The sequence below is a fragment of the Candidatus Amarolinea dominans genome (assembly GCA_016719785.1).
Taxonomy (GTDB): domain Bacteria; phylum Chloroflexota; class Anaerolineae; order SSC4; family Amarolineaceae; genus Amarolinea; species Amarolinea dominans.
On the sequence record JADJYJ010000007.1, the window covers coordinates 68,930 to 87,052 of the forward strand.

An 18,123-nucleotide genomic window follows, 5' to 3' on the forward strand; every position below is an offset into this window, starting at 1 on the left:
GATAGGCAAAACATGATTGAGAGCATTACGCTGCGGCCCGGCGTCTGCTATACTGTCAGCGGGAATGGACTTCACTGATCCGCCTACGGAAACAGGCGCAATTCGTGCCCGCTTGCAGGTTTTAATGAGCATCATGAACCCAATTACGCAGTTCTTTGTGGACAACATCATCGAGGTTTATTTTTTCTACGGCCTGGCCTTCTTCACGATGGGGCTGGCGCTGGCGCTCGCCAGCCGGCGCACGTCCGAGCTGAGCTTTGCCCGCGCCATCGGGCCGCTGGCCGTTTTCGGCCTGCTGCACGGCGCGCACGAGTGGGTGGAGATGTTTCAGCAGATCGCCGCGGTAACCGACGGCTATCAGGCGCCGGTCAGCCATGAGATCATGCGCCTCTTGCTCCTGATCGTATCGTTTGTGGCCCTGGACGCCTTTGGCATCGTGCTCTTGCGGCGCGAGGCGCCAAACTGGCGGCGCGTCGCGCAACCGTTGGGCCTGCTCGTTGGTGTTTGGGCGATCAGCGTGTTGATGGTGCAACTGGTTGCCAAACCGACGTTGCCGCAGCTTGTGGCCCTGGCCGACGTGTTGGGACGCTACGTGCTGGCGATGCCTGGCGCCGTCATTGGCGCGTGGGCGATGATGTCCCAACAGCACGAATTCCGCGATTACGGCATGCCTCAATTTGGTCGCAACCTGGTGTGGTGTGCGACGGCCCTCTTGCTCTATGGCGTCCTCGGCCAGATTTTTGTGCGTCAAACCGCCCTCTTTCCTTCGACCGTGATCAACACAGCCCTGTTCTTACGCTGGTTTGGCATCCCGGTGCAGCTCTTCCGCGGGATGATGGCCGCGTTGTGGGCGTTCTTCATGGTGCGCACGCTGGAAGCCTTCAAGTTGGAGAGTCGTCTGCGCCTGGTCAAAGCCAATGAGGCCCGTTTGCAGGCTCTGCACCAGGTGGTCAATGCCCAGGAATCGGAGCGCCAACGCGTGGCCCGTGAACTGCACGACGCTACCGGCCAATCGTTGGCTGCCATTGCCCTCGGCCTGCGTGGCGTGGAAACGGTGCTGGCAACGGGTACTGCGATCCCCGCGACGCTGCTGCCGCAGGTTCGTGAGCTGAAGAACTTCAGCACCGATGCCATCGGGGAGCTGCGCCAGATCATCGCCGACCTGCGGCCGGCGTTGCTAGACGATATGGGGCTGGAAGCCGCGTTGGACTGGTACATTCAAGATTTTCAACGACGCCATAACATTCGGATATTCCTGGATGTGCAGGGTTCGATCAAACGTCTGCCATCCGAGTATGAAACGGTGCTCTTTCGCATCACGCAAGAAGCCCTGACCAACGTGGCGAAGCACGCGCGCGCCAGCCAGGTTACGGTGCAACTGGAAATGGCGCCGACCCGGGTTTCATTGGTCATCGAGGACGATGGCATAGGCTTCGATGCGCGCAAACTGCTGGCCAGCAACGCCTCGCGCACGGCCTGGGGCTTGCTGGGAATTCAAGAACGCACCATCCTGATGGGCGGCGACTGCTCGATCATCGCGACGCCAGGACATGGCACCCTTGTGGAGGTCAAGCTGCCGGTGTTGCAGGAAGTCACCCATGACTAAGATCAAACTGCTACTCGTAGACGATCACGAGATCGTGCGGGCCGGCCTGCGTATGTTGTTCATGGCCGAGCCAGGCGTTGAAATTGTGGGCGAGGCCAGTAACGGCGCGGAAGCCCTGGCCGCGGTGGCCCGCTGCCGGCCCGACATTGTGCTGATGGACGCGGCCATGCCGGACATGAACGGGATGGAGGCCACGCGGCGCATCAAGGAGGCCTTTCCCGACGTGGCGGTGCTGGCGCTCACCATGCACGAAGATGAGCGCTACTTTTTTGCCATGCTCGACGCCGGCGCGTCCGGCTACGTGCCCAAGCGCGCCGCGCCCGATGAGTTGATGTCGGCCATTCAAACGGTCAGTCAGGGCGATGTCTTCATTCACCCCTCATTGGCCCGGCTGCTGGTCAACGATTTCTTACAGCGTTCCGCGGCCGGCCGCGGCGACAGCCTGGACGAACTCACCGCGCGTGAACGGGAGGTCCTGGTTCTGATCGCCGACGGTTTTTCCAACAAGGAGATCGCCGAGCGCCTGGTCCTCAGCGTCAAGACCGTGGACCGGCACCGCGAGAACATCATGCGCAAGCTCAACCTGCACACGCGCGTGGAGTTGACGCGCTACGCGATGGAGAAGGGGGTGGCGTAAGGCATCCCGCACCCCTCACCCACAACCAGGATGGGTGATTTACCCAATTGAATTGCCTGGCCAGCAGGAGTACACTTGAGGCAGAAAGGCAGCCGGACCCCAACCGGGTTCGGGCCGCCTCAGGAGGTTACTATGTTGACGTTCATGGAAGGTCTGCTGATTCTGGGTATGTTCCTGGTGCGGGTGGGCGTGCCGCTGCTGGTCATGATTGCACTCGGTTACGCGTTGAGCCGCCTGGACGCACGCTGGCAGGCCGAAGCGGATGCTGCTCGCCAGGCCCCGGCAAGGTAACGAAAGCGGGTCGCAGACGCGCTCGACGCCGTCCGGCTGCACCGGCTTGATGGCACACCGGTGCAGTTCAGATAACTACCCCCCAAACCAAAGGGGTTGTGTGAGTTCGGAACCCTCTCACACAACCCCTGAATTTTTTGTCCTGCGGTCACTACTTCGGGCAAGCCATCCACGAAACTGCATACGAATATACGAGCTTCGCTGCCCCATCTTCCCCGCCGGCGCTCACAGCTCCTGCACCTGCGCGCGCAAGGCACGCAGGTCAGAGGCCGCTTGCAGGAGATGGCTTTCGATCTCGCTCAACTTGGTGCGCTCGCTGCGCACGAAGCGCGTGTAGGGCGCCATGGCCTCGCGAATGCGGCGCACGGAACGGCTCAGTTCTTGCTCGAACTCGGTGCTCAAGGAAGCAGCCAGATTACCGCGCAAGGTTTCCATCTTCGTTTTGAGGTCGGCCTTGGCTTTGCGCCGTCGCGTGGGCAAGATGTAAAGCCCAAGCGCAGCCACAGCCCCCGCGGCCAGCACGCCGCTGACATCGGCCAGCGTGGTGTGCAGAATCACCACCAACACCGTGCCCAACCCCAGCGCGCCCACCTCGGCAATGGCCGTTTGCGCGACCGCCATCTGCACCGAATCGGCCAGTTGTCGCGCCTCGCCGATCCTGTCATAGCCGGCCACCACCTCACGGGCGGCGCGTCCCACCGAGGCCAACAGCTCGCGCCGATTGAACTCGAACTGGCCGCCCAGTTGCCCAACGATGCGATCCTGGTGCTGTTCGGCGCGGCGATTGAGATAGTCCATTACACCCTGCCACTGCTTGAAGTCGCGCTCGACCAGCCAATCAATCAGCTCGCCGACCTGCGTCTCGATCTCTTGCACGGCGTTGGCGATGACCTTCTCCTCGAACTCGCCTTTGACCTTGCTGGTGTTGACTAGATCGAACACGCGCGCCACGCGCACGGTGTCGTCGAAGAACTCCATGCCCCGCGCCGACATTTCGTGCAGCACGTTGTCCACGTGGCTCAGTTGATACTTGAAGTCGTGACGCATGTCCTCTTCGTACGCGCCCAACTGGCTGTCAATCGTGTCAATCGTGCGGAAGTCCTCGGTCAGCAGGGTGATGCGCGCCTGCGTCGTGGCCTGGTACTGCTCCTGCAGGCGCGCGGCCACGCCCAGGGGGTTTTCCAGCTTGAGGCGCACACGCTGGCGCTGATCGAGCGTGCTCAGGATGAACTCTTCCAGCGGACCGAAGCGGCTGGCCTGCCACAGCGCCGTGCGCTCGACGCCGGTCACGGTCTTGGCCTTCTGCGCCAGGCGGGCCGACACCGGGAAGATTTGCGGCCGCACGCCCAGCAGCGTCTGCGCGTTGTCCTCGACGAACTGCGTAATCTGCTGAATGTCATCCTCTTGCTCGAAGATATCAATCTTGTTGATGACGATCACCACTTTCTTGCCCCAGTCACGGATGCGGCTCAAGAATGTGCGCTCCGATTCGGAAAAGGGACGGTCGGCCGAGGTGATGAAGAGCACCAGGTCGCTGCGCGGCACGAAGTCCTCGGTGATCTCCTGGTGGCGCTGGATGACCGCGTTGGTGCCGGGCGTATCCACGACGTTGATCTCCTGCAGCCAGGCGACCGGCAGGGTCAACACCAGCACATCTTCCTCGCGCAGGGTTTGGGACTGCTCGGCGCCATAGCGCAGGACATTGATGCGATTGGTGGTCGGCGTCACTCCTTCGGCCAGCAGTTTCTGCCCCAGCAAGGCATTGATGAAAGCCGACTTGCCGGCGTTGAATTCACCCACGATGACCAGCAGGAAAAGCTCTTCCAACTGGCGCAGGGTCAGCGCCAGACGCCGCTGATCTTCTGGCGTGGCATCCAGGCGTGCCAGGGTGACGCGCAGGTCTTCGAGCAGCGCCCGCTCCTTTTGCAGCAGGTCGGCTTGTTGTTGATCGAGCAGGTTGCGTAACATGGCGGTCCCCTCTATTTGAATCCACTGGCGCCAAACACGAGCTTGAGAATTCGCTCACGCTCGGCCGCGGTGGCCCAGCGCGGTTGCGCGTAATCTTCCAGGATCGTGGTCAGCAGTTCGGTTTGCAGCAGACGCCCCTCGTAGATCGTGTGGCGCGGGATCAAGCCCTGGCGCACGTTCTCGGCAAACATCTGGTCGAAGAACAGGTTGCCCAGGCCGTAGAGGATGATCCCGCGGCCATCCTGACTGAATTCGACGGCCTGCGGCTGATGGGCCTGCACGCCGGTGACGATGTCCGCGCCCGCGGCCAACGTGGCGCGGAACTGCGCCTGGTTGTTGAAACTCGGCTCGTACTCGTAAGTTTCTTCGGCCTGGTATTCCACCAGTACGATATCGGTCCAGGCGCGGATGTCGCGGATGGACTGCGCCATCGCGGCGGGATCGTAGCGCCGCGCGCCGGGCGATTTGCTGTCGGCCCAGTTCCACTCCGGCCCAAAGCTGTTGGCGCCCAGGAAGGCCAGCTTGTTGCCGTGATCGGTGATGGTCAAGGGCCGGCTGGCTTCCACATCGGTGCGGCCGCCGCCGTAGTAGGGCAGCCCCTCCTGGTCGTACAGGTCGAGGGTGTACAGGAATGGCTCGATGTCGTAGTCCAGCATGTGGTTGCCGGTCAGGCCGATGATGTCCGTGCCCACCAGCTTGATCGCGGCCATATACGCGGGCTTGCTGCACAGCACCAGCAGGTTCCTGATGGGCCGGGCCTCGCAGCCCACGTAGAAGGGAATTTCGTTGCTGATGTGCGTGATGTCCGCGGCGCTCAGCACCTCGGCGATCTGGCGCGCCGGGAAGGCCGGGTCCCCGCGCTGCTCGATGGCATAGGCGGTGTTGCGCGCCATGGCCGTCACGCCGGTCATCACCAGGCTGGTGAGCCGCGCCGGGTCGCGATTGCGCAGCGGCAGGTGCATGGTCTGCGCCAGCGCCTGCGCCAGGCCGGAGTCCCCGCTGGCCCAGGTGCGCACCACCAACGGGTAGCGATCGAGCGCCAGGTCGCGCGCCAGCACATTCATGTCGTCTACCAGCAGATTGGTCATCTGCGGCGTGAGCGCATCGAAGGGAACCAGAGCCAGCGCGGTCTTGTCCCTCCACAGACGCGTCAGGAGATCGGCCGGCGTGACCACCGCTACGGTTGACCCCGGTGTGCCCCACAGCCCGGTCAAGGCGGCGGCCGTCTCTTCGCTCACCAGCAGCACCTGCAGGCCGTCGTCGGTGGGCTGGCCCTGCCACAAGGCTTGCAGCGCGGCGCTGGAGATGCCGCTGCGCAGCGTGGCGAACCAATCGGCGGCCGCGTAGACCTGTTCAGCCAGCAGAATGGCCTGGTCGCCGGCGCGGGGGCCAACGCTGAGCGTGGCTGTAACGGTGTCTGTGACGAGGACCATGCCCTGCGTCGCGGCCCAGTCTGCGATGACGGCGCGCAGGCCGGCCGGCGCGCTGAGATCCAGCGCCAGGGTGATGACCGTTGGCGTGGGCGTGGGGGATGGCGTGGAGGTCGGCGCAGGCGTGGACGTGGGCGGCGCCGCGGTGGGGGGCAGGGGCGTGGCCGTACTGGCCGGCGCGGCGGTCGGTTGGCTGACAACGGGAGTGGGTGCAGCGGCCAGGCGGGCGCCGGGCGTTCGTATCAAGACGACGCCCAGGGCGAGTAAGCCAACGGCCAGCAGGCCGAACAGAAGTTGATGGCGAGATGATTTCATGAATGGCTTAGAATGTGCTGCGAATTTGCCCGCCGTCAATCTGCAGGGCAATGCCGGTGATGAAACTGGCGCGTGCGGAGGCCAGGAAGACCACTGGGGCGGCGAATTCTTCCGGCTGCGCCATGCGCCGCAGGGGGATGTCGCTGACGATGGCCGCGGCCGCCTGCTCGGCAGTCATGTTCTGGCGGCGAGCGCGGTCGTCCACCAGGTATTGCACGCGCTCGGTCTGAGTCCAGCCGGGGCAGACCGCGTTGACTAAAATGTTGAAGGGCGCCAATTCGTTGGCGAGCGACTTGGTCAGGCCCAGGACCCCGGCGCGGATGGAGTTGGAGAGGATCAGATTGGGCAGCGGCTGTTTGGCTGACAGCGAGGCGATGACAATGATGCGGCCGCCCCCGCGCTGCTTCAGGTGCGGAATGGCGGCGCGGGCCAGGCGCACGCTGCTCATCAGGTTGAGGTTGACCGCCTGCTGCCATTGCTCGTCGCGCAGTTCGGTAAAGGCGCCGGAAGGTGGCCCGCCGGCGTTGGCGATGAGGATGTCCAGGCCGCCGAAATGGGCCGCGGTGGCATCCACCGCGCGCTGGCAGGCAATGGGCAAAGTGACGTCCGCGGTGATGGACAGCACCTCGGCGCCGGTTTCCTGGTGGATGCGTTCGGCCGCGGCCTTGAGCGGGTCAGGCCGGCGGGCCACAATCGCGACGCGCGCGCCTTCCGCGGCCAGCAAGTGGGCCACCGCCAGTCCCAGGCCACTGCTGGCGCCGACGACGCACGCTACTTTGTCTCGCAGTTCAAGATCCATTGCGCCTCCTGCATGTAAAGCATCCCAAAAAAAGGGACACCAGCCCCAATTCTCAAGAGCGAGAACCGAAGGCTGGTGTCACAATCTGGTGGAGATGGCGGGTATCGAACCCGCGTCCGAAACATTCGACCGAAAGTCTCTACAAGCTTAGTCGTCATTTTGGAGTTTCGCTCGCCGGCCCACTAACGACAGCGTGCCATGCAAGCTAACCGATGAGTCTTAGGCCGATTCTATCGGTGTAGAATCGGCAGCAGCCCTCCTGTGTGTGTCGGTGTATGAAGCACCAGGCGGCGCCACGCCCCATACGCCGTCCTCTCTAACGAGAGGAGAGTGGCCGCTTCCCTACTCGATTAGGCAGCGAGCGCCATTGCGGGCGCAGCAGCGAAACGAGGAGCGAAGTTGAAGGCCTTGCCAGTGTTGGCAGTTATTGTTTTGCTCTTTGTTAACGAGGAGAGAGCGCCTCGGCTTGCGACTTGCAACCAGCCTGCCCCGTCGAAACCATTCATCCCCAAAGCACGCGTATTATAGCACATCCCGCGTCTGAGTTCAAAACGGGCGAGGGCCAGTGGGTCAAACAACCCTCGATATTTTGCCTCTTGACAGAGCGCCGCGGCCGTGGTATGCTGTGACCAGCCACAAGTCTGCCCCCCGCCTTCCGAGTCGCCTCCCGCCTTCGGAAGTCCCTGGCGAGAGTTCTCTCTCCCGCCCGCGACCTCCTTACAGCAGTCAGGAAAATGTCCCTGACCCCAGCCGTTTCGATTGCTGTGCGAAAGGAGTCCGTTGTTATGTTACGCCGCTCTTCTATTTTCTCTTTTCTATCTACTGCTTTCTCTCCTCTCTCCTCCCGACATTCTGCTCGCGGCCGGCTCGCGCCGCGTCCGCTGCTGGTCGTCCATCTGTTGGTCATCGTCAGTCTGCTGTTTTCAACGACAGCGGCGGCGATGCCACTGAGCAAGCTTGGCTCGCGCGCGGTTGACGCGACGCAGCGGACTTCGGCGCGCACGCAGCCATCGGCAACAGACACGAACCAGCCACAGCCGTTCTTGAGCCTGGCGGCCACGGTCAGTCCGGAGGCGGCCGCGGCCGGGGAGCGGGTGCTGCTGCGTTGGGAGGTGATGAATCTCGACCGCCAGGTGGTGGAGGGTATCACGTTTCAGGCGGATCTGCCTGACGGGTTGCTGGTGACGCCGGCCGAAGTACCGCCTCCCCTGGTGTACGATGCAGCCACCCGCCGCCTGACCTGGGTCATGGCCCCGCTGCCTGCGGGCGGCGTTGATGCAGTGACGCTTCCGGTGCGGCTGAGCGGTCGGCGGGTGGGGGATGTGGTGACGGTGCGGGCAGAACTGCGCCTGGCTGACGGACGGTCAGCCGCCAGCGCCGAGGCCGGGGTGCATGTGCTGCCCCCGGCCGCGCAGGCCACGCGTATCGGGCCGGAGGGCGGCAGTGTAACGTTGGAGGATGGTCGGGTCATGCTGACCTTTGCGCCCGGTGCAGTGGCGGAAACGGTGATGGTGTGGGCGCGGTCGTTGGGACGACCGGTCAATGCGCCGGGGAATGTGCAGCGCAGCCATGAGTTCGTGGTGCGCGGGCGGAGCGGCGACGAGATCCACACCTTCAGCCAGCCAGTGACCTTGACCGTGTACTACCCGGAGGGCGAGCCGGTCGGCGGGCGCTTGTTCGTGGCCGCGGCGGACACGGGCGCGTGGGAGATGCTGCCGACGACCTGGGATGCCATGGAAGGAGCCTTGGTGGCTGTTGTGCCGCACCTATCGCAGACGGCGGAAGGCAACAACTTCGCCCCTGAGATCATGCCCAGTCTGCGCGGCTGGCAGAACGACCTGTTCAGCGGCTCAGCCAGCTACGATTACCCGCTCAGTCTGCCACCGGGGCGGGGTGGGCTGACGCCGGACGTGGCGCTGCAGTTCAACAGTCGCAGCCGGTCGGAAGATGGCGGCCACAGTTCGGTCGTGGGTGCGGGCTGGAAGCTGAGCGCGGACAGCTTCATCTACGGTACGCCGTGGTTGATGGGCAGTGCGCCGAACACCTGGCGTGTGGCGGGCGCGGCGTTTAGCGAAGCAGGCTCCGGCGGCGCGGTGTACCTGAAGGAAGCGCCCACATGGCGCATCCTGTACATGGGCACAGGGGCGGATGCCTATGCGCCGGATGGCACGCTATCACTTCGAGCGGGCGCTAAGTGACTGGTTTTGCAGCGGCACAACCTGGCAGCAGCGCGGCGACAAGTGGGCGCTGCAGTATGTGCTGGACCCGGTGGGCAACCGCATCAACTACACATACGATACGGCCCTGCCGGTAGACCCGGTGGATGTCAATAGCCACGCAGGCAACTATGACGATCGCGTACGCACGGTGCGCATCGGCTCGCCATGCGGTGAGGAGACCGTCACTTACCTGTCGCAGCTGAATCTGGTGCGCATCAGCTACAATCCCAACAACGGGAGCGATCAGAGTGTGATTGACTTCGCCTACGCCATCACACGCACCGATGCCGCGCTGAGTGACCCGGCCGACACCGGCGCCTGGGCGCACTACACCACGCGCTTGCTGACCGCGGTGAAGGTGAAGCAGGGGGACAGCTTGGTCGCGGCCTATAAACTGGGGTATGATTTCTTCGACGATGGCGTGGCCGACCGGCGTCTGTACGCCTTGCGCAGCATTCAGCGTTGCAGCGACGATGCTCTGAGCAATTGCCTGCCGGCGACGACTTTCAGCAACACACGTAGCCAGGTGCAGCAGATGAACAACGCCAGGTGCAGCAGATGAACAACGGCTACGGGGGCAGCGTGCGCCTGGGGTATGGAGCAGACAACGTCATTGCCACCCGCACCGTCACCGACACCGTGACAGGGCAGGCGAACACCTGGAGCTACAGCTACGTCGGCAAGATTGACGCCGCGGGTTATCGCTATGTCACGGAGACACTGCCCTCCAGCCTGGGAACCGGCCATTGGGCCAGTTATCAGTATCAGGATGCGAGTGCCGGCGAGGGGTTCCGCGGCAAGGAGATTCGGCAGATAGGCACGAGCGGGAACCAGAAGCAGACGGAGCGGGTGCGCACCTGGAGCGGAACCACGGTGGGCGTCTATGGCGGTGCGCAGTTCGTTTACCTGGGCCAGGAACTGCAAACGACCTACGACAAGGACGGGGCCAACCCCGTGACGCGCAAGACCGAGTACCTCTACGAGCCTGACCACCAGGGCAATGTGCAAGCCGGCAATTTGACGCGGATCAAGGAGTACAGCGACAGCACGACGCTCTATCGCAGCACGGAGCGCTGGTATTATCCCAAAGTGGACACCGGCGCCGGCAAGTACATCGTGAACCGGCTGGGTCAGGAGAAGCTGTGGGACGCGGGCAATGTGTGCCGGGGCCAGACGCGACGCATCTACGATACCACTGGCTTCGACCAACACCAGGCGCCGCCTACGCAGGGTCTTCTGAGGGAGGTTTGGCAGGCGAAGGTGTGCGCCAGCGCCAACGTGAGTGATTGGCTACGGCCGGCGCTCTACGGCTATGATGCGGCGACGGGCAATCTGGTCAGCGAAACCGCAGCCAACGGCACGGTTGCCAGCACCAGTTACGATACCACCTTCGCCACCTATGCGACGAGCGTGACCGTGATGCCGACTGCGAGCCTGGGTGGGATGACTTTGACCACCAGCTATGCCTACTACGGCATCAACGCTGGAAGCAGGCGGCGTGGGGCTGAAGGGTCAGTTGCAGAAGGAGACCGATGCCAATGGGGCGATGACGCGCTACACCTATGATGCGTTCGGGCGTAAACCAGCCTGCGTCGGCCCAACGTGACTTTCAGCGAGGGCGCCAGCGAGCGTTACACCTACACCGATATGGCCGGCGCTAACCAACCGTTCAAGATCGAGCATTGGCTGCGCGACGACGGTCCGGGCGACGGTCTGCGTTACGACTACAACTTCTACGATGGCCTGGGGCAGGCGCTGCAGGTGGAGGCGGAAGGAGAGGCGTCGAGCGTGGTCAGCTCACGCTACAATGCGTTGGGATTGACGGTGCAGCAGAGCGCTCCCTACACGCTGACTGTTGCATTGGGGACTTACGCGCCAGTGAGCAACTGGGGTAGCCTGGTCAGCACGCAAACCGCCTATGACGGGTTAGGGCGGGTGATCCAGGTGGTGCAGGCGGACGGCACGACGATGCGCACCTACTACCATAAGCGGCAGACGGCCGTGATTGATGCGGCGAACCATCAGGCGATCTCGGAGAGCGATGCTTTTGGGCGGCTGGTGAGCGTCAAGCAGTACGATCTGACATTGGCAGCAGGGGCTGCGCCGAATTGGGGTGCGACGGTCTACGGGCAGGCCAGCTATAGCTACGACGTGGCCGACCGGCTGACGCAGATGACCGGGCCGGACGGGGCGGTGACGACGATCGGGTACGATCTACTGGGGCGCAAGACGAGCATGAGCGACCCGGACATGGGCGCATGGAGCTATGCGTACGATGGGGCAGGCAACCTCAAGCGGCAGGCGGATGCGCGGGGCAACAGATTTGCTTCTACTACGACTCGCACAACCGGCTGGTGGGCAAGCACTACCGCAACGATCAGAGTTGCCCTGCAACAAAGCCAGCGACCCATGGAACGAACGGCTTGCTGGTCGCATATCTCTACGACGGGGGCACGAATGGGCTGGGGCGGCGGACGCAGGCCGGATATCTACAATGCGGGCGGTGCGCTCAACAACCGCGTGGCCTGGACCTATGACGCCCGCGGGCGGGTGACGCAGGAAAGCCGGGTCATCAACGGCACGGGCGGCGGCACGTTCGTGACGCAGTGGGGGTATGACTCGGCGGATCGGCCGATGTGGCAGAAATACCCGGGCGGCAACGGCGGGCAGATCGGCGAGCAGGTCAGCTACGCGTACACGGCGCAGGGCTTGCTGAAGAGCGTCAGCGGCTGGAACACCTATGTGGGCGACACGTTCTACAACGTGCGCGGGCAGGTGACGGAACGCCGACTGGGCAGCACGACGGGGGTGGTAAAGCAACAATATGCCTACAGTGCGGCCGAGAACTTCCGCCTGGTCAGCCTGAAGGCGGGTACGAGTCCGAACTACGACAACCAGCAGAAGATCAGCTACACCTACGACGACGATGGCAACATCCAGGCTATTGCCGATGCAGCGGCGTATGGCGGCAGCCAAACCCAGGCCTTCGCCTACGACACCCTGGATCGCCTGAGCACAGCCCAGGCCAACGGCTTGACCGCCTACGGTGGCTACACCCAACGCAGCTATGCCTACAACAATGCAGGCAACATCGCCAATTTCGAGGGCGCGGCCTTGACCTATCAGAACGGTGCGCACAAGCACGCGGTGACGCACATCGGCGGCGTGCAGAAATACTGGTACGATGCCAACGGGAACGCGACGCGGCGGGTCAACGGCAGCCAGGACATCACGCTGACCTACGACGCTGAGAATCGGCTGACCGGCATGAGCGGCCGCGTGACCTCCAGCTACGTCTACGACGGGGACGGCAACCGGGTCAAAGAGACCATCAGCGGCGTCACGCGGGTCTTCGTGGGCAACACTTACGAAGTAGACAACGGGACGGTCAAGAAGTATTACTATGCGGGCAATGTGCGCGTGGCCGAGAGCAGCGGCGGCACGCTCTACTATCTGCTGGGCGACCATCTGGGTTCGCAGGCGTTGACACTGACCAGCGCCGGTGCGCGGCTCAACACGAACACCGAGCTGCGCTACTATCCGTATGGCAGCACCCGCTACAACGCGAACAACCAGCTCACCACCTACCGCTTCACCGGACAACGTTGGGACAGCGGCACCGCCTTGTATTTCTATCAGTCCCGCTGGTACGACCCGATCATCGGGCGATTCCTGGCCGCGGATACGATCGTTCCTCAGCCGCAAAATCCGCAGAATCTGAACCGGTACAGCTACGTCGGGAATCAACCACTGACGTCAGCATAATGCACCTCAAGTGAGTGTGGGATTGGGGATGGGTTGGGGTGGCCGCTGGATGTACCAGCGCCAGACGTGATTGTGCCAGATGCGATAGGTGAGCAGGGAACCCGCTTGCACCTGCTGGCGAATCTGCTCAGGACTGAGGCCCAGGGCGGACGGTGCGTCGGCCTCGAGGATCAAATCCGGGGTCAGGGGTGCGGCGCCGCTGTAGCGGTGGTGATCCGCCTCTGTCAGGCGCACCCAGAGCGGGGCATGGGGTTGACGCTGTTCACCCACCAGTCGGCCGCGGCGATACCAGTCGCAGATCATGCCCGGCGAGACGTTGAGTTGTTGCGCCGCCTCGGCTGCCGAGAACAACCCATCTCCACGCGGGCCGGGTTGCCTGGCGTAGGGGCCGCACGCGGTGGGGATGCGATATTTGATGCGCGTCTGACGCACGTTCTCCTTCGTCCAGGCGTGATGCGTCGCCGTCTGCCGCCCTTCGGCGTTCAGGATTTCGGCGATCCGATAGTCCGGCTCCGTCGCGGCAAGCTCCCGTAGCCGAGCCAGTACCGGTTGGGGCGTGCGACAGCCGGGACGCGGGCGTGGGACTGTCACCTCGGTGGCGGCGCCGGTCTGCCACAGCACCTGGATGCGGGTAAAGCCAACCTGACTGAAGCTGTCGAGGGTCACGGTTTTGATCAGGCAGCGCAGCAGGCGTTTGCGGTCGGCGTTCGTTGTGGTCGGGGCATGCCAGAGGGCAGGCAGATCTGCGGCCAGACGGCGGATTTGTGCCTGTTCAGCGCTGCTGAGTGGCAGAGGCGCTGCGGCTTGCAGTTCGGTCCAGGCCCGCTCGACTGTCTGAACCGCGACGAGTTGTTCTTCCCACCGTCGTTCCAACTCGGCAGCGACCAGGCGGTTGTCTGGGTCCACCTGTTCGTAGCGCCGACGGGCGAGGGTGGCCTCGTAGCGGGCGTGTTCCAGACGCTCCAGCCAATGGCGCTGTAACTGTTGACGTTCAGCCTCGGCCTGTTGGCTGGCCACCAATGCCAATTCGAGTTGAGCCGGTTGCACGGCGGCTAACAGAAGCTCGGTGACGGCGGCATCCACGTGCGTCACGCCGAAACGTTGGCAGCGAGGCTGGGCCAGGGCTTGGCTGAGCGCCTCGCAGACGTAGATCGGCTTGTTGCGGTAACGCGGGCGCAGCGGGCGGCCACAGCGAGCGCACAAGACGATGCCTTGCAGCAAGGCCAACCCTTCCCGCGCCGGTCCGGCGGCAGCCATGGGCGCCAACTGACGATTTTCGGCCAGTTGTTTTTGATTCTCCTGGTACTCAGCCCAGGTGATGTAGCCCTCGTGGGCGTCGGGTTTGAGCACAATCCATTTTTCCTGCGGCAAGCGCTGCCGGCGCACTTTGCCCTGACTGCCCGGCAGGTGTTGACCCTGCGTACGGCCATAGGCATAGGCGCCAGCATAGATGGGGCGTTTCAAGATCTGGTAGATGGCGGTGAAATCGGCGGGCCGCCACGCCACCAGGCGCCCCCCTAACCCATCAGATGTCAGGTACGGCAGGGTCAGTTGGTGGTCGCGGCAGTAGTGCAGGATACGGTGCGCACTGCCCAATTGGCGAAAGAGCGCAAAGACCAGGCGGATGGCGTCCTGCACCTGGCGGTCGGCGGTCAGCACGACTCGGCCATCTGCAAGCCGATCATACCCCACCGGCAGACGTAAGGCAAGTTCGCCGCGCCTGGCTTTGTTGAAGAGGGCGGCAGTCAGGTGGGTGCGCATGTTGTACCACTGGGCTTCCGCAAAGGTGCCCTTGAGGCCGAGCAGCAGACGGTCATCGAACAGGCGCGGGTCGTAGATTCCGGCGGAATCGGAGATCAGGGTGGCGCAGAGAGAGGCCAGATCGAGAAGCCTATACCAGTCAGCGCAGTTGCGGGCCAGGCGCGAGACATCGGTGACCAAAATGATGCCAACCTGGGCGAGGCCAACGGCGGTAACCAACGTCTGAAAGCCGGTCCGCTCGGCGCTGGAGATGCCGGATTTGCCCAGGTCATCGTCAATGATCTGCACCTGCTCTGTGGGCCAACCGAGGCTGACGGCGCGTTGGGCGAGTTGGTATTGCAGGTCCTGGCTCTCCAAGTGCTCTTTGACCTGACCGGGAGTGGACTGGCGAATGTAGACCACAGCTTGACGAGCCAGATGGCCGGGTTGAATCTTAGTCGGGCTGGTCATGGCTGGCCTCCATCTGCTTGACCTTGACAAGGATCTGTGCCAGAATCAGCACAGCCTGCCTCTGCAGGGAATGAGGCAGACTCGGCCAGACATCCTGACTCCTGATAGACGGTGGAGGTTGTTGGGGTGAGGTGGACTGCGGGGGCAGTGAGCGTGACTGGGACATGGTGCGTTTCCTCCTTACGAGAGAGTTCGCACACCATGATAGCCAGTTGACGCAAGATTGTCACGTGTACAGGGGGGAGGTCAGTCGAGGCTATCGGCAAAAAATTCACGCTGTCCTCAACCGCACGACACCAGGCTTGTGGCACAAGCTGCCGGGCGCCTGCGTCCGTCTCGATGAGCCAGCATGGTTCATCCGCATGCGGACGCCGACCGTTTCGCAGCACTTTGACGATCTGTCCGCGCAAGGGGTGATGTGGCTGCACGATCCGTACATGCCGCAGATCTGTAACCGCTTCGGGGGTAGTATGTTGATGTAACTCCGCTCAGGTTCAGCGATCCCAGCGGACATGCGGAGTGCGAGGATGCAGATTGCACCCGAGTACTGCATCCTCGTACCGGTAAGCTGGTGCGTCGCCAACCGGCTCATATCAATTGGGCATCCGTTCCTACGGTGGTGCAGTTCATTTATCAGGAGTTGCTCACTAACGCAAAGGGAAGTACTGTTTCACAGTTGGCGAACCTCAACTCTCAATGCATGGGATGTGGAGCTCCTGCAATTGCCGGCGCACCATCAGTAGCACGTATGAGCGATCAAGTCAATCGTCTCAAGGCCATGGTTATCTTTGCCTGGAAGGTTCGTCAGGGCGGCGAATGGGACCCTAAACCCAAGCTAGTGGCCAAATTCGGTGACGTTCCAACGACGTATGAGAATCGTCTTCAAGAAGGTGGGCCTGCGTACTACTATGATGTTTGGGGAAACATCGAATATGGTTACCTGGGAACAGCATCGGCTTTCTCGGGGATGCATTGCTCGAAGGCGCGGGCGCCGAACAAATCGGGAGCAGCCTCGGTTATACGGTAAAGGAGCGTAGTCTCGAATACTTGCCTCGACGAACTTCAGGAGTTCAGGGCTGGCGTGCATTCGACGATCCCGCAGATCAGATAGGCATCCAGATCGGTATTGACCTGTGGAACACCTACAACCTGACGCTCACCCCGATGGACATCATCGAGGCGATCGAGCGCACGCCTGGCTTGGCAATCCGGTAGTTGCTCTAGACAGCAAGGGAGGCCAATATGAGAAAGCTAGCTGGAATTACTATAGCTCTATTCCAAGCTGTGGCATTGTTGATCGGTTTGACAAGTTGTGGAGCGCGCTCCATACGGGTGCCTGCTGAGGACCTGCTTATTGATGATCTATCCCTGTTTCCAACCGGGTGGACTGTTGATTTACCACCTTTTTCGGCGCGAGATCGTCTAGACATCTTAATGGATCAGGGAGCAATCGATTTTGCTGATGTGGGATTCGCTTCGCCGAATGCCCAATTTGGCTCTCCTACTGCGGGTCAAATCGTACGCAATTTCGGGAGCGGCTCGGAGGCTGCTAGGGAGTTCCGCAGGAGATTCCAACCATCAGATTCGTCCTTTTCGATTGAGCAACTTGGGGAATGGAGTTATCACAATAAGGTCGCTGACCGGTTTCGGCTTTACTGTGATATCCGCGAATCGACTCCCCAAGTTAAGGTTGAGGGAGGGTGGACAGACTGCATAGCCGTCGGGCAATATGGTGAGTACATATCCACATTCAATTCACCTGTTGGAAGCGAATACAATATGTCCCCGGCGGACTTTGAGCGTATCCTCCGCGCCATTGACGAAAAGATTTCCACCAGCCTAGACAGCCACACCCCATGAACGCGACCAATGTCATCATCAACGGCGCTGGTGGCAGAATACCATGATGTCCTGGCGGCTGGAACGCCGAACTATGCTCCAGTACGGGGGTCTGGTGCGCCTTATGGCGTTGGTCATTTCGACAACAGGCCGAGGTGACGCCATGAACACACGGAGGTTGCGTTTGGCGGCTCTGACACTGGCGACTTGCCTCGCTGTGGCTGTCTTGAGCTTCATCTGCACACCCGGCGCCCCGGCGCCGCCGCGGCCCTTTACGACTGAGTCTATGCTGATGGATGCTACGCTGTTCCCTCCTGGCTGGAGTAATCAGCCCATCAGCCCAACCGCGGACTCGCACGGCGCCCTGGAGCATCCGTCACGAGACATGAGTGGAGACGGCGTCGTCGTTCACGAGATTTATCGTTACGAATTCGTGCGCAGTGCGCAGCGTGAGTATAAGCGCCAACTGGACGTGTGGTATCCAGGCACACATTTTTACGGCGCCTGGGGGGAAAAATCCGAATTGACAACACTAATGGATTTTGCAGACGAGGCGTACGTAGCCTGTGCAAGCTACATTGCGCCCAATACGGAAGGCGCCGAACTTTGCGGCATGTTGGCACGGTATGGCGAGTTCGTCGTACGATTTTCGGCCCAGATTGCGCCCGCGGCGCCGGCGGCGCTTGACGAGGATGAGTTGGGCGAGTTGCTGGTCAAACTCGATGATCGGTGGGAGGCGGCCATGGCATCACTCCCGACGCCATCGCCGTGATCTACCACGAGTGGCGCAATCAGCCCGGTTTTTGCCACGAATGGCACGAATCGAAACGAAAAGGCCCTGGAATTCGTGAAAATTAGTGAAATTCGTGGCAGGGAAAGCAAGGCGGATTCTTGCCACGAATTGCACGAATCGAAACGAAGGCAGAAGCTCGATTCGTGCAAATTAGTGAAATTCGTGGCAGAGAAAGCTGGGCGGATTCTTGCCACGAATTGCACGAACCGCCACGAAGGCAGAAGCTCGATTCGTGAAAATCGGTGAAATT

16 protein-coding genes and 1 other RNA gene are annotated in these 18,123 nt (G+C 62.2%); 12 read left to right on the plus strand and 5 right to left on the minus strand.

The window, feature by feature from the left end; genetic code table 11:
- The first annotated feature begins 133 nt into the window (after nt 1–133).
- From IPM84_10155 to IPM84_10165, 3 genes are all read left to right on the plus strand, one after another.
- A complete protein-coding gene (locus IPM84_10155; GenBank protein MBK9093129.1) occupies nt 134–1,606 on the plus strand; it encodes a sensor histidine kinase in 1,473 nt (490 codons plus the stop codon).
- Complete coding sequence (locus IPM84_10160) at nt 1,599–2,243, plus strand: response regulator transcription factor (GenBank protein ID MBK9093130.1); 645 nt, start codon at nt 1,599–1,601, stop codon at nt 2,241–2,243. The genes IPM84_10155 and IPM84_10160 overlap by 8 nt, the downstream gene beginning before the upstream one ends.
- Nucleotides 2,244–2,375: 132 nt before the next feature.
- Complete coding sequence (locus IPM84_10165) at nt 2,376–2,534, plus strand: hypothetical protein (GenBank protein MBK9093131.1); 159 nt, start codon at nt 2,376–2,378, stop codon at nt 2,532–2,534.
- 225 nt (nt 2,535–2,759) lie between these two features.
- On the opposite strand, the gene IPM84_10170 is transcribed toward IPM84_10165, so the two are convergent.
- The 4 genes from IPM84_10170 to ssrA all read right to left on the minus strand — a co-directional run bounded on the left by IPM84_10170 (nt 2,760) and on the right by ssrA (nt 7,556).
- Nucleotides 2,760–4,502 (minus strand): dynamin family protein, encoded by a 1,743-nt coding sequence (locus IPM84_10170; protein MBK9093132.1) that lies wholly within the window; start codon nt 4,500–4,502, stop codon nt 2,760–2,762.
- Between the two features lie 11 nt (nt 4,503–4,513).
- On the minus strand, nt 4,514–6,247 hold the full coding sequence (locus IPM84_10175) for a CapA family protein (protein MBK9093133.1): 1,734 nt from the start codon (nt 6,245–6,247) through the stop codon (nt 4,514–4,516).
- 7 nt (nt 6,248–6,254) lie between these two features.
- A complete protein-coding gene (locus tag IPM84_10180; protein ID MBK9093134.1) occupies nt 6,255–7,046 on the minus strand; it encodes an SDR family oxidoreductase in 792 nt (263 codons plus the stop codon).
- An 86-nt stretch (nt 7,047–7,132) separates the two neighbouring features.
- Nucleotides 7,133–7,556, minus strand: a transfer-messenger RNA (tmRNA) gene (ssrA, locus tag IPM84_10185).
- Nucleotides 7,557–7,831: 275 nt separating this feature from the next.
- On the opposite strand from ssrA, the gene IPM84_10190 reads away from it, so the two are divergent.
- The 4 genes from IPM84_10190 to IPM84_10205 all read left to right on the plus strand — a co-directional run bounded on the left by IPM84_10190 (nt 7,832) and on the right by IPM84_10205 (nt 13,030).
- Nucleotides 7,832–9,244: a hypothetical protein gene (locus tag IPM84_10190; protein ID MBK9093135.1), complete on the plus strand. Its 1,413-nt coding sequence runs from the start codon at nt 7,832–7,834 to the stop codon at nt 9,242–9,244.
- Complete coding sequence (locus IPM84_10195; protein ID MBK9093136.1) at nt 9,201–9,827, plus strand: hypothetical protein; 627 nt, start codon at nt 9,201–9,203, stop codon at nt 9,825–9,827. The genes IPM84_10190 and IPM84_10195 overlap by 44 nt, the downstream gene beginning before the upstream one ends.
- 954 nt (nt 9,828–10,781) lie before the next feature.
- The gene (locus IPM84_10200) at nt 10,782–10,871 is read left to right on the plus strand and encodes an RHS repeat protein (GenBank protein MBK9093137.1); all 90 of its coding nucleotides are present in this window, start codon (nt 10,782–10,784) and stop codon (nt 10,869–10,871) included.
- The gene (locus tag IPM84_10205) at nt 10,868–13,030 is read left to right on the plus strand and encodes a hypothetical protein (protein ID MBK9093138.1); all 2,163 of its coding nucleotides are present in this window, start codon (nt 10,868–10,870) and stop codon (nt 13,028–13,030) included. The genes IPM84_10200 and IPM84_10205 overlap by 4 nt, the downstream gene beginning before the upstream one ends.
- 6 nt (nt 13,031–13,036) lie before the next feature.
- Here the strand turns inward: IPM84_10205 and IPM84_10210 are convergent, their stop codons facing one another.
- Nucleotides 13,037–15,241: a recombinase family protein gene (locus IPM84_10210; protein MBK9093139.1), complete on the minus strand. Its 2,205-nt coding sequence runs from the start codon at nt 15,239–15,241 to the stop codon at nt 13,037–13,039.
- A gap of 302 nt (nt 15,242–15,543) precedes the next feature.
- Between IPM84_10210 and IPM84_10215 the strand changes: the two genes are divergently transcribed.
- From IPM84_10215 to IPM84_10235, 5 genes are all read left to right on the plus strand, one after another.
- On the plus strand, nt 15,544–15,723 hold the full coding sequence (locus IPM84_10215) for a hypothetical protein (protein MBK9093140.1): 180 nt from the start codon (nt 15,544–15,546) through the stop codon (nt 15,721–15,723).
- Between the two features lie 266 nt (nt 15,724–15,989).
- Nucleotides 15,990–16,268, plus strand: a complete 279-nt coding sequence (locus IPM84_10220) for a hypothetical protein (protein MBK9093141.1) — start codon at nt 15,990–15,992, stop codon at nt 16,266–16,268.
- Entirely contained in the window at nt 16,214–16,456 is a 243-nt protein-coding gene (locus IPM84_10225) for a hypothetical protein (GenBank protein ID MBK9093142.1), read from the plus strand. Before IPM84_10220 ends, IPM84_10225 begins: the two co-directional genes overlap by 55 nt.
- Nucleotides 16,457–16,483: 27 nt before the next feature.
- Nucleotides 16,484–17,101 carry a hypothetical protein gene (locus IPM84_10230; protein ID MBK9093143.1) on the plus strand — a complete coding sequence of 206 codons (618 nt, stop codon included), beginning with the start codon at nt 16,484–16,486 and terminating at the stop codon, nt 17,099–17,101.
- A gap of 163 nt (nt 17,102–17,264) precedes the next feature.
- The gene (locus IPM84_10235) at nt 17,265–17,852 is read left to right on the plus strand and encodes a hypothetical protein (GenBank protein ID MBK9093144.1); all 588 of its coding nucleotides are present in this window, start codon (nt 17,265–17,267) and stop codon (nt 17,850–17,852) included.
- The last annotated feature ends 271 nt before the right edge of the window (nt 17,853–18,123 follow it).

Coding starts and splice junctions, on each gene's coding strand:
- IPM84_10155 (MBK9093129.1), top strand. CDS start 134: ATGAACCCAATTACGCAGTTCTTTGTGGACAACATCATCGAGGTTTAT.
- IPM84_10160 (MBK9093130.1), top strand. CDS start 1,599: ATGACTAAGATCAAACTGCTACTCGTAGACGATCACGAGATCGTGCGG.
- IPM84_10165 (MBK9093131.1), top strand. CDS start 2,376: ATGTTGACGTTCATGGAAGGTCTGCTGATTCTGGGTATGTTCCTGGTG.
- IPM84_10170 (MBK9093132.1), bottom strand. CDS start 4,502: ATGTTACGCAACCTGCTCGATCAACAACAAGCCGACCTGCTGCAAAAG.
- IPM84_10175 (MBK9093133.1), bottom strand. CDS start 6,247: ATGAAATCATCTCGCCATCAACTTCTGTTCGGCCTGCTGGCCGTTGGC.
- IPM84_10180 (MBK9093134.1), bottom strand. CDS start 7,046: ATGGATCTTGAACTGCGAGACAAAGTAGCGTGCGTCGTCGGCGCCAGC.
- IPM84_10190 (MBK9093135.1), top strand. CDS start 7,832: ATGTTACGCCGCTCTTCTATTTTCTCTTTTCTATCTACTGCTTTCTCT.
- IPM84_10195 (MBK9093136.1), top strand. CDS start 9,201: ATGCGCCGGATGGCACGCTATCACTTCGAGCGGGCGCTAAGTGACTGG.
- IPM84_10210 (MBK9093139.1), bottom strand. CDS start 15,241: ATGACCAGCCCGACTAAGATTCAACCCGGCCATCTGGCTCGTCAAGCT.
- IPM84_10220 (MBK9093141.1), top strand. CDS start 15,990: ATGAGCGATCAAGTCAATCGTCTCAAGGCCATGGTTATCTTTGCCTGG.
- IPM84_10230 (MBK9093143.1), top strand. CDS start 16,484: ATGAGAAAGCTAGCTGGAATTACTATAGCTCTATTCCAAGCTGTGGCA.